The sequence below is a fragment of the Pseudomonas sp. WMBT8 genome (assembly GCF_050916005.1).
In the GTDB taxonomy this organism is placed as follows: domain Bacteria; phylum Pseudomonadota; class Gammaproteobacteria; order Pseudomonadales; family Pseudomonadaceae; genus Aquipseudomonas.
The window spans coordinates 4,048,669-4,062,700 of sequence record NZ_CP188096.1 but is presented as its reverse complement, the minus strand read 5'-3'; the positions used below and the strand labels follow the sequence as shown (position 1 = coordinate 4,062,700).

Annotated in this window: 13 protein-coding genes; 4 read left to right on the top strand and 9 right to left on the bottom strand. The window is 59.7% G+C overall.

Features of this window, described 5'->3' with window-relative positions; genetic code table 11:
- Positions 1-3: 3 nt before the first annotated feature.
- The 8 genes from ACO77H_RS18230 to ACO77H_RS18195 form a co-directional block, all read right to left on the bottom strand.
- Positions 4-3,627, bottom strand: a complete 3,624-nt coding sequence (locus ACO77H_RS18230) for a transporter substrate-binding domain-containing protein (protein ID WP_432754403.1) — start codon at positions 3,625-3,627, stop codon at positions 4-6.
- Positions 3,628-3,635: 8 nt separating this feature from the next.
- A complete protein-coding gene (locus ACO77H_RS18225) occupies positions 3,636-4,262 on the bottom strand; it encodes a response regulator transcription factor (protein ID WP_169952620.1) in 627 nt (208 codons plus the stop codon).
- A gap of 355 nt (positions 4,263-4,617) precedes the next feature.
- Positions 4,618-5,019, bottom strand: coding sequence for a response regulator (locus tag ACO77H_RS18220; RefSeq protein WP_169952618.1), 402 nt, complete (start codon positions 5,017-5,019; stop codon positions 4,618-4,620).
- A 247-nt stretch (positions 5,020-5,266) separates the two neighbouring features.
- Entirely contained in the window at positions 5,267-6,598 is a 1,332-nt protein-coding gene (locus ACO77H_RS18215) for a deoxyguanosinetriphosphate triphosphohydrolase (protein ID WP_169952616.1), read from the bottom strand.
- Positions 6,599-6,670: 72 nt separating this feature from the next.
- Positions 6,671-7,834 (bottom strand): EAL domain-containing protein, encoded by a 1,164-nt coding sequence (locus ACO77H_RS18210; RefSeq protein WP_432754402.1) that lies wholly within the window; start codon positions 7,832-7,834, stop codon positions 6,671-6,673.
- A 94-nt stretch (positions 7,835-7,928) separates the two neighbouring features.
- Positions 7,929-8,270, bottom strand: a complete 342-nt coding sequence (locus tag ACO77H_RS18205; protein ID WP_170042825.1) for a hypothetical protein — start codon at positions 8,268-8,270, stop codon at positions 7,929-7,931.
- Positions 8,267-8,653, bottom strand: coding sequence for a phage holin family protein (locus ACO77H_RS18200; RefSeq protein ID WP_169952610.1), 387 nt, complete (start codon positions 8,651-8,653; stop codon positions 8,267-8,269). The genes ACO77H_RS18205 and ACO77H_RS18200 overlap by 4 nt, the downstream gene beginning before the upstream one ends.
- Positions 8,654-8,655: 2 nt before the next feature.
- The gene (locus ACO77H_RS18195) at positions 8,656-8,970 is read right to left on the bottom strand and encodes a DUF883 family protein (protein WP_029298079.1); all 315 of its coding nucleotides are present in this window, start codon (positions 8,968-8,970) and stop codon (positions 8,656-8,658) included.
- A 355-nt stretch (positions 8,971-9,325) separates the two neighbouring features.
- Here ACO77H_RS18195 and ACO77H_RS18190 point away from each other — a divergent pair, with 355 nt between their 5' ends.
- The gene (locus tag ACO77H_RS18190) at positions 9,326-10,534 is read left to right on the top strand and encodes an ammonium transporter (protein WP_172313948.1); all 1,209 of its coding nucleotides are present in this window, start codon (positions 9,326-9,328) and stop codon (positions 10,532-10,534) included.
- Here the strand turns inward: ACO77H_RS18190 and ACO77H_RS18185 are convergent.
- On the bottom strand, positions 10,521-12,257 hold the full coding sequence (locus ACO77H_RS18185) for a cation:proton antiporter (protein WP_172313946.1): 1,737 nt from the start codon (positions 12,255-12,257) through the stop codon (positions 10,521-10,523). The two genes, ACO77H_RS18190 and ACO77H_RS18185, sit on opposite strands and share 14 nt — an antisense overlap.
- Before the next feature lie 148 nt (positions 12,258-12,405).
- Between ACO77H_RS18185 and ACO77H_RS18180 the strand changes: the two genes are divergently transcribed.
- The 3 genes from ACO77H_RS18180 to ACO77H_RS18170 all read left to right on the top strand — a co-directional run bounded on the left by ACO77H_RS18180 (position 12,406) and on the right by ACO77H_RS18170 (position 13,992).
- Entirely contained in the window at positions 12,406-12,642 is a 237-nt protein-coding gene (locus tag ACO77H_RS18180; protein WP_170057066.1) for a glutaredoxin family protein, read from the top strand.
- 75 nt (positions 12,643-12,717) lie between these two features.
- A complete protein-coding gene (locus tag ACO77H_RS18175) occupies positions 12,718-13,053 on the top strand; it encodes a transcriptional regulator (protein ID WP_169952600.1) in 336 nt (111 codons plus the stop codon).
- A gap of 48 nt (positions 13,054-13,101) precedes the next feature.
- Entirely contained in the window at positions 13,102-13,992 is an 891-nt protein-coding gene (locus ACO77H_RS18170) for a pseudouridine synthase (protein WP_432754401.1), read from the top strand.
- Positions 13,993-14,032 lie beyond the last annotated feature (40 nt).

Sequence of the window (14,032 nt, the reverse complement as noted above, 5' to 3'; positions counted from 1 at the left end):
CTCCTACAGGGTGAGGGTATCCAGTTGCTCTTGCAGCACTTGCTCAAGATCGAACATGGCGTTTTCGATGGCCTTGACCCAGATGGCCAGTTGGGCCCGATCCGCATCCTCGCCAGCCTGCTCCAGCATCTCGCATTGCTCGGCCAGCGTGCGGGCCTGGACGATCCTGGCGGCGCCCTTGATCTTATGGGCCTGGTCGATCAGGTCCTGGTGAGCGCCTTGTGCGAGCAATGCCATCAGTTCCTCGCGATCACGACGGCTGCTGCTCAACAGTTCTTCCAGCAGGCGCCGGCTTAACAACGGATCTCCGCCAGTCAGGGCGTTCAGGCTATCGAGGTCGAAGATCCGCGCTGGCGCCAGCGGGGTGATCTCGGCCAGGTGGCGCTCCAGTGTCGTAAGGCTGATGGGCTTGAACAGGCAGTCACTCATCCCCGCATCCCGGCAGCGCTGTTTTTCCTCCGGCTGAGCATTGGCGGTGAAGCCCAGGATGATGCAGGGCGGCATGTTTTCCCGTTGTTCATGTTCACGGATCGCACGGGCCAGTTCATAGCCGTTCATGACCGGCATGTTGCAGTCGGCGATGATCAGGTCGAAGTGTTCCTGGCGCCAGGCCTGGAACCCCGCCGCGCCGTGCTGGACCGCGGTGAACCGGTGCCCGAGGAAGCCCAGTTGCTGGCACATGAGCAGGCGGTTGGCCGGATGGTCGTCCACCACCAGCACATTCAGGATTGCCGCCGCATCCTGGGGCGCAGGCTTGAGCTCGATCAGCGGGTAGGCAGGTGCCAGGCTGGTCATCTGCAGCGAGACAAATACCTGGGTGCCGACACTGGGCACGCTGCTCAAGGCCAGTTGCCCGCCCATCATCTCGCACAGGCTGCGACAGATCACCAGTCCAAGACCCGCGCCGCTCCTGGCCAGGTGCCCGGAATTGTCGGCCTGGGAAAAAGGTTCGAACAGGCGTTGCTGGTCGTCGCGGCTGATACCGATGCCGGTGTCCTCGACCACCAGTTTCATCTGGATTTGCTGCGGCTGCCCGGTGGCCTGGATATCCACCTTGATCTTTACCTCGCCCTGTTCGGTGAACTTGATGGCATTGCTCACCAGGTTGGAGAGGATCTGCTTGAAGCGCAGCGGATCGATCTGTACGTCACGCTCGTCGACGCCGGGATTGAACGCCAACAGCAGGTTGAGATTCTTCTGGCGTGCCAGGCCATCGAACACTCGCACTACCGACTCGATCAGTTCGCGCAGGTTGACGCGCTCCGGCGCCAGGCTCAGGCGGCCCGACTCGATGCGCGCGATGTCGAGAATATCGCCAATCAATTCCAGCAAGTCCTTGGCCGAGTTGTAGGCCACCTCGATGGCCGGGCGATCCAGGTGCCCGTGGTCGGCACGCTTGAGGGTCAACTCCAGCATGCCGATCACCGCGTTCATGGGGGTGCGGATCTCATGGCTCATGGTTGCCAGGAACGTGCTTTTCGCGCGATTGGCCTCATCGGCGCGGTCCTTGGCTGCGCGCAGGTCATCGAACAATTGGCGACGTTCGCTGATGTCGATCCAGCCGCCGATGATGCCCTGGACCTCACCAACGGAGTTACGGTAAGGCAGGATCCAGTGGTAGATCGTCAGGTGTTGCCCGCGAATATGCAGCGGGCGGTCAACGATCAGCGGCTTGCCTTCGGCCACCACCCGCAGATAGTCGGCATGATACTGGTTGGCTTGCGCCTCGCTGGCCAGGCTGCTCTGCATGACACTCTTGCCGATGACCTCCTCGCGCTTGACGCCGAAGACCTGCAGGTAACTGTCATTGCAGGTCTGCAGCAAACCGTTGCGATCGCGCACGTAGATCGGGTGCGGGGTTTCATTGACCAGGGCACGCATGAACTCGTATTGATCGCTCAGGGCCCGCTCTGCCATCTGCCGGTGCTTGATTTGCCGGCGCATATAGCCGTTCCAGGCCAGGGATGTAAGCAGCAGCAGCCCGGCGGCGCTGATGATCTGGATAATCAAGCGGTGGTAGTTGCGCCAGTAGCTGTCGGATGCGGCTGTGTAGCCACGCCAGCGGTTGTTGATCACCCCAAGTTCATCCGGCGCGATGCTCAGCAGTGCCTTGTCGAGGATCGAGGCCAGTTCGGTGGCGCTGCGTGAGGTGGCCAGGGAGAACGAGGCCAGTTGTGTACCGATACTCGAACTGATCTGCAATTGGCCCTGGAAGAAATGGGATGAGAGGAAGTAGTTGGCGACAACCAACGAGTTGACGGCCCCATCCACATGCCCCTGGGCCAGCATTTCCGAGGCCTTGAAGGTATCGCTGGCCTCCACCAGGGTGATCTGCGAATACTCCCGGCGCAGATAGTCCACCAACGGGTTGCCTTCGGTGATCGCGAGTTTTTTTCCCGCTAGTTGCTCAAGAGTCGAGGGCGCTCCAGGCTCCTTGCGTGTCAGTAGAACGTAGGAGTTCTGCAGGTAGGGACGGCTGAAGTCGAGCTTGGCTTCGCGTTCGCGGCTGGGACTGATGGCGGCAATAATATCGGCGTTGCCGTTTTCGACCTGCTCGATCATTTGGTTGACGTTACGGGTGTTCTGGAACTCCAGGTGCAAGCCCGTGCGTAGCCGTATCAACTCCAGCAGGTCAGCGGTCATGCCACGCAACTGGCCGTCGGAATCGATGAACGTCAGTGGCGCGAGGGTTCCGTTGATGACCACTTTTACCACCGGGTGGTCCTTAAGCCAGCGCTCTTCACGTTGGCTCAACTGCAGCTTGTGGTCGGTCAACAGGATATCGCTACCCGCACTCCAGCGTTTGGCGATGTTTTCCCGCTCGTAGGTCCCTACGCCTGCCAGGACCGCATCGACGATGCCCAGCAGGGTTTGCTGGTTGCGGTGTATGGCAAAGCTGAAGCCGTAGGCTTCGTGCTTGCCGAAAGTGGCCATGCGGATGTTCTTCAGGTAGCCCTTGTTGATCATGTAATGGGTGGAAATAGTATCGCCGAGGAACACGTCGGCCTGGTCGAAGGCCACGGCGTTCAGCGCATTCAAATAAGACGGATAGACCTGGATGATCGCATTCGGGTACAGCGCTTCGACGTCCTTTAGCGGCAGGTAGTGGTAGACAAGGCTCAAGCGCATGCCCGCCAGCCCGTCATTGAGCGGGCGGGTTTCTGCGTCACGGGTGACCAGTACCGGCTGGTCGACCGCGTAGGGCGTTGACAGGACAATGTCGGCGTTGCTCGCTTCAAATCCGTTGGCGCTGCCCAGCAAGTCGATTTTCCCGTCTTCCAGCGCCTGGATGGCCGCCTCCCGCGAGGGGTAGCGCAACACCGTGACGGGCAATGCCAGGGCTTTGGCCAGGATCCCCGCGTAGTCGGCAGTAATACCTTCGTAATCGTGGCCGCTGGCGGTTATGTCGAAGGGCGGGTAGTCGGGTGTCGAGGTTCCCAGCACCAACTCACGTTTGTTTTGTAGCCATTGGCGCTGCGTGGGGTTCAGTTGGGTGTCCAACTGAACGGTACCGGCACGACTCAGCAATGAGTAGCGTTCTGGAGCGGTTTGAGTGGCTGACACGGCTGTACTCAAGCACAGCCCGGCACTCAAAATGATTAGATAGTCCTTTAAACGCCTTGGCATCCTGTTTCTCACACTAACGCGTTGCGTTTTGCCATCTCGATAAGTTCTACCAAGGACTTGGCCTTGAGTTTTTGCATTAGTCGTTTTTTATAAGTGCTGACCGTTTTATTGCTGAGGAACATACCTTTGGCAATCTCCTTGTTTGTACGGCCTTGTGCAAAAAGTTGTAAGACCATAAGTTCTCGGTCATTGACTGACTTGAAAAGATTCAGTTCTTCATTTTCGCCGAGTTCGGCGCCGGTGGTGTTCAATGCTTGACTTGGGAAATAGTTGTAACCTGAAAGTACAGCCCTGATGGCACTTAGTAGTTCACTCAGATCACCTTCTTTGCAGACATAACCATCGGCTCCTGAACGCATGCAGCGTGTGGCAAAAAGTGTCGGGGACTGGGCGGTCAGAATCAACGTTTTCATTGGAGTACTCATTGCATTGAACCTGCAGAGAACCTCCAGTCCGTCGAGCTTGGGGATGCTGATATCAAGTATGATGAGGTCTGGCAGACATTCGCGGACCATTTGTATTGCATCACAACCGTTATCTGTTTCGCCGACAACTTTGTAACCTTCATGTTCCAGCAACATTCGGATTGCAAGTCGAATAACCGGGTGGTCGTCAATAATAAAGACTGTATTCATGAGCCAATTCCATACTAGTGCAAATAAGCGCGCACATTAGCTCAGAAGGTAGGGTAGGAGCATGAAGGGAAGGCTGAGCAGATATAAAACAGGAAAATTCCTACCATAAAAAAGGTATTGGACTACAACGCGCTAAGGCTTTGTTGGCCGTGTTGTAAGAGTTTCCTAGGTGAAAGGTTTGAAAGCTGTGCAGTGTTATTTGTAAGAGGGATGGGGGCGATATTTCATTTGTGAATGCGTTTAATGTCCTACGTTAAATTTTGAAAAGTTACTTTGGCAGCTCTCGGTATGTTGATGCAGTAGGGTACTTCAGCTTTGCCGGGTGATTTGGGGGTAAATACCAGATGGGGACTCGTTAGTCGTGGGCTAGCGCTGATTGGTTGATCAATTCGATCCAGGCTTCTTTGTTCAAGGGCTTAGCCAAATATCCAAGCAGGCGCAAGTCACGTTGTATTGCCAGGGTTTTCAAATATTCCAGTTCGAGGGCGGGCAGGCCACTTAGCAATACAGCACTTTTGACAAAGCCTGCATGGCTGGCTATCTCCACCAGCTCCAACCCGGTGAGGTCGGGCAGGCATTGGTCACATAACATCACGTCGAAGGGGACCTCGGTTGTACGCATCAACTTGATTGCCTGCTCGGCATTTGCGGCGGGTGTCAGTTGGTCGTAGCCGAAACTCTTGAGCAGGCACTGAATGGCCAGGAGTTGAAACGGGTGATCTTCCACCAGCAGGATGCGCAATTGTCGTTCGGGCATAGGAAGTTCCGTGGAAGTAGCTGTAGGTGCAAAGATGCCAGCCAGTGCCTGTGTCTGTTTGCCCTGTGAGCAAGACGTCGGGCTATCTTGGGTTTGCGTGAATGTAGGAGCTGAGCGCTGGGGTGGATAAGAGAGGGGTGATTATTCATCGGGTGTTGGGGCAAATTCGATCAGGCTGCTCTGGTGCTTGCGTAGGTCGATTCTTCGAGGCAAGCGCCCAGGCAGGAAAACCTGCCTGGGCCATGGCTCATTGAGGGTAGGAGCGCCCGGTCATTTCCCGGGCCATCTCACTGGCGTAGCTATCGGTCATGCCGGCGATGAAGTCGATCATGCGCAGGAATGAGCGATGCAGCGGCCAGTCAGGATGGGGCGCGCTGTTGCCCAGCAAATCCAGGACGCGTCGATTCTTGAAGGATGGAGTACGGCCGCCATGCTGTTCCAGGGCCGCGCCGCAGAAGGTGTTCAGCAGGATCTCCAGGGTGGTATAGGCGCCGATCTCATGCAGGGTCTTGCGCTTGTCCTGGAAGATTTTTTTGCGTGCCATGTCCTTGGCATTCAGTACACAACGTTTGGCCGGGCCATGCATATGTTCCACCAGGTCGCCTTGCAGGGTCCCGGCCAGCAGCGCCTGCTGTTGCTCGACGAACGCCCGCGCGGCGGCGTTGGTCAGGTGCTCGATGGCCTTGCCCCGCAGGATCGCGAGTTTGCGTCGCCTGGAGTCCTGGGGCCCCAGTTGCCGGTAGGTTTCCGGCAGGTCATCGCCCACCAGGTTCAGCAGCAGCGACTCGACCTCGGCGTACTCCAGCAAGTCCATCTCCAGGCCGTCTTCCAGGTCGATCAAGGCGTAGCAGATGTCGTCGGCGGCCTCCATCAGGTACACCAGTGGGTGGCGTGCCCAGCGTTGTTCCTCGAGTTGCGGCAGGCCGAGTTTCTGGGCGATCTGTTCAAGGATCGGCAATTCACTCTGGTAGCAGCCGAACTTGTGTTTCTTGTAGCCCAGGGAGTCGGCGTGGCGGGCGGTCCATGGGTATTTGAGGTAGGTGCCCAGGGTGGCGTAGGTCAGGCGCGTACCGCCGTCGAACTGGTGATATTCCAATTGCGTCAGCACGCGGAACCCTTGCGCGTTGCCTTCGAAATTGAGGAAGTCATTGCGCTCGGCGCTGCTCATGTCGTCCAGCCAGCCACGGCCGGCTGCCTGCTGGAACCAATGGCGGATCGCATCTTCGCCGGAATGGCCGAACGGCGGGTTGCCGATGTCATGGGCCAGGCAGGCCGATTGCACCACCATGCCCAGGTCGCTGGGGTCGCACCAGTCAGGCAGGGCGCTGCGAATGGTTTCGCCGACGCGCATGCCCAGGGAGCGCCCCACGCAACTGACTTCCAGCGAATGGGTCAGCCGGGTGTGGATATGATCGTTGCTGGTCACCGGATGGACCTGGGTCTTGCGGCCCAGGCGCCTAAAGGCCCCGGAGAAGATGATCCGGTCATGGTCTTTGTGAAACGGGCTGCGGCCCAGCTCTTCTGGGCTGTGCAGCGGTTTTCCAAGGCGTTCGCGGGTAAGCAGGGTAGGCCAATCCAAGGCGAGGGCTCTCCGTGGGATGAATGTCGACCCCCAGCTTCCCGGTTCGGCGGGCCTGGAGCAAGCGAAAAACTACAGGCCGGCGGCGTCAATATCGATTAACAGCAGGCGCTGACCGTTATCGAAGAATTGTCCTGCTGTCAGGCAGTATTGATTGGTCGTGGCATCGCGGTAGGTACTGGACAGAATCAAGCGGCGTTCCTCCCAGCCTTCGGCCAGCAGGTGATAGAAGTAAGGGCGCCATGACCAGTTGTGGCCCAGGTAGTGGCTGTCGGCTTGCCAGGCATCCTGGCGCCACTCGAAGTTGGGGGTCAGTTGGGTGCCGTGGCGATCGCACTGATAAAACCGCAGCAGCCGGGGAAAGCCCGGCAGCCAGGGCAATTGACTGAGAGGCTCCTGGGCCAGCGCCCAGCCCTGCAGGATCTGCATCAGTTCGATCAGTTGCTGGCGCAGCAGCATGATCCGCCCGCGCTCGGCCAGTTTGTGCTGCACGTAAGCCTGGCGCAGCACGGCGAAACGCGGGACGAATGCGTCGGCGGCGAACCACTCCAGTTGCGCCTGGGCAAACAGGTAGCCCTGGACATACCGCGCGCCACATTCAAGGGCAAAGCGCAGTTGCGCTTCGGTTTCCACGCCTTCGGCAATGATCCAGCATCCGGTTTTTTCCGCCATTTGCGCCAGGGCGCGCACCACCTCACCGCTGGGTCCGCCGAGGGCCGCTGCCTGGAAAAGGCGCATATCCAGCTTGAGGATATCCGGGCGCAGGGCAAGGACCCGATCCAGTTGGGAATACCCGGCACCAAAGTCATCAATGGCAATCCGCGCTCCCGCCTCGCGGTAGCGGGCGACGACCTCGGCCAGGCGCTGGCTGTCGCCTCCCAGTTCAGTGATCTCAAACACGATGCGCTTTGGATCGACGTCATGGGCGTGTAGCTGTTTCAGGCTGGGCAGGGCTTGACCCGGTCGCAGCAGGGTGATCCAGCGTGGCGAGATATTGAGGCTCATGAACCAGTCTTCAGGCGCCTCATGCAGGCGGCTCAGGGCGTTGTCGCGGATCTTGCGATCCAGGCGCCGCAGCGCCGAAGTGGGCGTGCGGGCATCGGCGAACAGGGGGCCGACCGAGTGCAGTTGGCCATCTGCCTGGCGCAGGCGGCCCAGTGCTTCCACCCCGGCAATGCGCCCGGTGGCGGTGTCGATAAATGGTTGGAAACAGGCGAGCGGTTGCCCGTCAATCACAGAGCCTCCTTAGGGTGCTTCGGCATGAAAAAAGCCCGGTACCTGTAGGGAGGGAACCGGGCCTGATCCGTTTGCAAGAATGCAGCCAATTGTCTCAGGACTTGCGGGAGGCACCCTGCATCGCGAGCTTGATCAAGGGGATCAGCCCCGCACCGAGCCTTACCAGGCGGGTCATGGTGCCGATGCTGCCACCCTTGGCGCCTTTGCCGGTGAAGAATCCCAGCAGGGTCACAGCGGCGACGCCCCACAGCGGCGCATGCTTGATCCCGAACCCGTCCTGCCAGCTTTGGCCCAGGTTGCGCACCTTTTGCAAGGGCAGCAGCAATTGCTGGGACTCGTGGCGAATTTCCTGGCGGTGCATTTCCATGCGCAGGCGGATCAAGGCCTTGCGCATTTCCCGCCGGGAATTGGTTTGCGGCAGTTCAGTCAGGCTCATGGCAGCAGGCGCTCCCGGTCATTGGCCAACTCTTCGAGGGTGGCGTGGAAAGGCGTGGATTCATCGAACACCGCGGCCTTCAAGCGCAACCCGCAGAACGCTGCGGCGAGTACGTAAAACACGCATAGGCTGATGATTCCGGTCAGGCGATAGGTATCCCAGACCAGGATCATGACCAGCGCCGACAACCCCACCAGCAGCAACAGGGCGAACACCAGTGCCAGTCCGGCAAACAGCAGCAGGCTGACGGTGCGTGCCTTCTGTTCCTGCAACTCGATGCCGAACAGCTCGACATGGCTGTGCAGCAAGCCCAGGACAGCCGCGCCGAGGCGCCGCGATGAGGAACTTGGGCCCGTGGACGAGCCGGTTTCGCCGATAGACATGATTAGCGCCTTGTAGCCAGCAGGCCGATCAGAAAGCCCACGCCGGCAGCGATGCCAACGGATTGCCAAGGGTTGGCCTGTACATAATCCTCGGTGGCGGTGACCGCCGCCTTGCCGCGTTCGCGCAGGGAGTCTTCGGTCAATTTCAGGGTTTCCCGGGCCTGCAGCAGGCTGTCGTGGATCTTCGAGCGCAGTTCATCAGCCTGGTCACCGGCCAGAATCGCGGTGTCATCCAGCAGCTTTTCGGTATCGCTGACCAGGGTCTGGAAATCTTCCATCAGTATTTCTTGAGCAGTCTTCGCCGTTTTTCTGGCCATGGTTATCTCCGTGAGTGGCTGTCTGGTGCTTGAGCGGGGTTTTGCTTGAGAGTCGCCGGCATTGCTGAAGGTTCACTGCAATTGTCTGGTACAGCTTTTGCTTTGCCATGGTGCGCCAGCCCAAAGGTTTGCGCGCAATGTGGGCGGTTTCGGCCAAAGCCTTGAAAAACCTTACCCTAAATCACTAAAACCCGTGGAAAAACCCGCAAGTCATTGCTGTCTTCAACAGTCGTCGCGCCAAAGCGGTTCATATCCTCTGTAGAAGGGTAGAGCACGCAGTGCCAATTTAGTGCGCGATCGTAGGGCGATGAACTGCTTTGGTGCTTTTTCCTCAACTGCAGGCCTGCCAATCCCCATGGAAAATGTGCAAAGCGCGGTGGACACCTTGGTCCACAGCTCCAATACGCTGTTTATTCTGATCGGCGCGGTGATGGTCCTGGCGATGCATGCCGGCTTCGCGTTCCTGGAAGTCGGGACGGTACGGCAGAAGAACCAGGTCAACGCGTTGTCGAAAATCCTCAGTGACTTTGCGGTCTCGACCCTGGCCTATTTCTTTATAGGCTATTGGATCTCTTATGGGGTCAGCTTTATGCAGCCGGCCGCGGTGCTCAGTGCCGACCATGGCTACGGCCTGGTGAAGTTCTTCTTCCTGCTGACCTTCGCAGCGGCCATCCCGGCGATCATCTCCGGGGGGATTGCCGAGCGGGCGCGCTTTGTTCCACAGCTGTGTGCCACGGCGTTGATCGTGGCGTTCATCTACCCGTTTTTCGAGGGCATGGTGTGGAATGGCAACTTCGGCCTGCAAGCCTGGTTGCTGGCGACCTTTGGTGCGACGTTCCACGACTTTGCCGGTTCCGTGGTGGTGCACGCCATGGGTGGCTGGCTGGCGCTGGCAGCGGTGTTGCTGCTGGGCCCACGCCAGGGCCGCTATCGCGATGGGCGCCTGGTGGCGTTCGCGCCTTCGAGCATCCCGTTCCTGGCGCTGGGTTCGTGGATATTGATCGTCGGCTGGTTCGGTTTCAACGTCATGAGCGCGCAGACCTTGTCCGGGGTGAGCGGGTTGGTGGCGGTCAATTCGCTGATGGCCATGGTGGGCGGCACCGTGGCGGCACTGGTGATCGGGCGTAATGACCCGGGCTTCCTGCACAACGGCCCGTTGGCCGGGCTGGTGGCAATCTGCGCGGGCTCCGACCTGATGCATCCGGTGGGCGCGCTGGTTACCGGTGTGGTGGCTGGCGGCTTGTTCGTCTGGTGCTTTATCGCGGCCCAGGACCGGTGGAAGATCGATGATGTGCTGGGTGTCTGGCCGCTGCATGGCCTGTGTGGCGTGTGGGGCGGGATTGCCTGCGGGATTTTCGGCCAGAGCGCCTTGGGTGGGTTGGGCGGCGTAAGCCTGATCAGCCAGTTGATCGGCACCGCCCTGGGAGTGGTGTTGGCCCTGGCTGGCGGGTTGCTGGTGTACGGCGTGCTCAAGCGTATCTGCGGCCTGCGCTTGAGCCAGGAAGAGGAGTACTACGGCGCGGACTTGTCGATCCATAAGATTGGCGCCGTCAGTCAGGATTGATCGGGGCTGCACGGTTGTCGTCGGTGTGCTGGTAGAAACCGTGGAGCAAGCGGTAGCGGTTGCGCCGCACTTCGTCGACCCGGTCGCGCACCTGCTGGTCGGGCAGGCCGAGCATGATCATCGCGTGCGAGGCGAGCATCAGGCTTGACTCCAGTAGCTCGGGCACCACTTCACTGGCCCCGGCGGCTTTCAGTTCAGTCAGCTGGCTGTCGTCGCGGGTGCGCACCAGGATCGGCACTTTATGGTTGATCCGCCGTGCTTCCTTGAGCACCGCCAGGGCCACGTCGCTATTGTCCACGGCAATCACCACCAGGCGCGCGCGCTCCAGGCCGACGGCGCTGAGCAGGGCACCGCGCCGGCAATCACCATAATGCACGCTGCTGTCCTCGGTGGCGGCTTCCTGCACGCGCTCGGGGTCATCGTCCAGGGCAATGAACGCTTGTTGTTCACGGCGCAGGAAACGCCCGATGGATTGACCGACCCGGCCATAGCCGCAGATCACCACATGCCCGCGTAGCTCGGCATTGAGCGCGGTGATGGCCTCCAGTTGCACTTGCTGGTTGGGTTTGCGATGCAGGCGCAGCGCGATCGCGGGCGCGGCCCGCAGCAGCAGGGGCGTGAGCAGCATGGAGCAGAACGTCGCTGCCAGTAGCAGGCTGCTGATTTCGCCGGGCAGCATATTGCTCAATTGCATCTGCGCCATCAGCGCAAAGCAGAACTCGCCGCCCTGGGCCAGCGCCAGGCCACTGCGCCAGGCGGTTTCGCTGTCGCTGCCGCGCAGCTTGACCAGCGCGGCGACGATGCAGCCCTTGATCAACATCAGCGCCAGGGTCAGCCCGAGGATCTGCAGGCTGTGGCTGATGAACAGCTGCAAGTCGATCAGCATGCCGATACTGACAAAGAACAGCCCCAGGAGAATGTCGCGAAACGGTCGGATATCCGCTTCGATCTGGTGCCGGTAATGGCTTTCCCCCAGCAGCATGCCCGCCAGGAACGCGCCGAGGGCCGGCGACAGGCCCAGCAGGTGCGTGAGCCAGGCCGTGAGTAGCACGATCACCAGGGCCAGCAGTACGAACAGCTCCGCCGAATGCGAGGCGGCCACTTCGTGGAACAGGCGCGGCAGCAGCCAACGGCTTGCAAGCAGCAGGCCGAGGAACAGCACCACGGTCTTGCCCAGGGTCAGCGGCAGAGCCCAATACCAGGCCTGCTCGCTGCTGCCGGCGAACACCGGCACCAGGGTCAGCAACAGCACCGCGACCACGTCCTGGAACAACAGCACGCCTATTGCGTTTTGCCCATGGCTACTGAAAATCTCCCCCAGGCTGGTCAGCTCCTTGCTCACAATCGCGGTGGATGACAGCGCGAGCCCTGCCCCCAGCAGCAATGCGGCCACCGGCGACATGCCCATCAACAGCAGCAAGGCGCCCAGCACCACGGCGCAGCACAACACTTGCAGGCTGCCGAGGCCAAACACCACCCGGCGCAGGCTGAGCATCTTGGACAGGGAAAACTCCAGGCCCAGGGAAAACAGCAGGAACACCACGCCCAGTTCGGCGAGGTCTGGCAGGTCTTCGCTGTCATTGACCCAGTCCAGGGCGGTTGGCCCGACGGCCAGGCCCACGCACAGGTAGCCGAGCACCGGCGGCAGTTGCAGCCGGCGGAACAGTGCAATGACGACCAGGGATGAGGCAAGAATGATCAGCAGGTTGGCAAACACAGACATCTCCGTCGGGGTGTTGCAGGAAAAAAGCCGCGAGAATCGCTGAATCAGTTATAGGCCATGGTGATCTGGATCAGGTCTTTGGCATGACTCGACGAGGTTTTTCCCGCGGCCTAGAATGAGGACCTGTTTCTTATCGGGTCTGTACATCATGCCTCCTGAATGCCAGTTGTTCGGCACCCTGGGCTGCCATCTGTGTGAGCTTGCCGAAGATGAAATCATGCCGTTGGTCGAACATGGGCTGTTGGTCGAGTTGGTGGATATCGCTGATTCCGAAGCACTGTTCGAAGCCTACGGCCTAAGTATTCCGGTGCTGCGCCGGGTGGATACCGGGGCGGAACTGGGTTGGCCGTTCGACACTAAACAGGTGGTCGCCTTTCTAATCTAGCGCCATCCCCATGGCAGGTTGCTGATTATTCGGTTACTGTATGTTTGTACAGCGATTGAGTGAGAGGGAACGCCCGTGGTGAATGTCGAACAACTGAAAAGCAGCGTCAACCGCATGTCTGTCGACGTCGTGCGCGATGCGGTGAATGAACTGCGGCTCGATGGCCTGGTCACGGAAGGCAAGACGCCGTTCAACAAAGTGCATTTCAATACCTGCTTTGCCGAAATCGAAGCATTGTTTCAGCGCGCCGGTTATCACAAGCAACTGGACGTGGTGGGATACCAGGGATTGCTGTATGCCTTGTACGACCCTGGCCGCTGGGAGGCGGTGGACGTGCTGCGCTGGCTCAAGGAATTCACCGAGGCTGCCAGTGCTTCGCCGGTGTTGCGGGCCGAATTGGTCAGGGCTTGAGCTTCTGGGGGATAATGCCCCCTTTGTTTCCAGGCCTTGAGCGTACGCATGTCCGATACCGGTTTTTCCGCTGCCCAGAACCAAGCCAGTACCTTGTACCTGCCGCCTGGCCCCTGGGTGACGGTACTCGATTGCCTGTGCGAGCATTTTCGCGCCATCGGCCGCGAGCAATGGCTGGACCGCATCGCCCGTGGTCGGGTGCTGGATGGCAACGGCCAGCCCATCGCCGTGGATCTGGCCTACAAGGAAGGCTTGCGCATCCACTACTTTCGCGAAGTGCCGGATGAAAAACCGATCCCGGTGCAGGAAACCATCCTGTACGCCGATGAGCATCTGGTGGTGGCTGACAAACCACACTTCCTGCCAGTGACGCCCGCCGGCGAATATGTCGAGCAGACTTTACTGCGCCGCCTGATCCGTAGCCTGGATAACCCTTCGCTGGTGCCGCTGCATCGCATTGATCGCCATACCGCAGGGCTGGTGTTGTTCTCGGCCAACCCGCAAAGCCGCTCGGCGTATCAGCAACTGTTCCCTACCCGCCAGATCGATAAAATCTACGAAGCCATTGCCCCGGCCTTGCCTGCGCTGACATTCCCGCTGGTGCACAAGAGTCGCCTGGTGGAGGGCGAACCGTTCTTCCGCATGCAGGAAAGGCCCGGTGCAAGCAACACGGAAACGGCGGTGCAGGTGCGCGAAGAAAACGGCGACCTGTGGCGCTATGGCCTGTTTCCGGTGACCGGCAAGAAACATCAACTGCGCGTGCATATGACGGCGCTGGGCGCGAGCATCTGCAACGACCCGTTTTATCCCGAGGTCATCAAGGATGCCGTGGATGACTACGCCAACCCGCTCAAGTTGCTGGCCCAGGGTGTACGGTTTATCGACCCGGTAACCGGCGAGCAGCGCAGTTTCAGCAGCAGAATCGTGCTGGACTGGTGATATTTCCCACGCGCCAGATACAACAAAGCCCGCTCAAAAG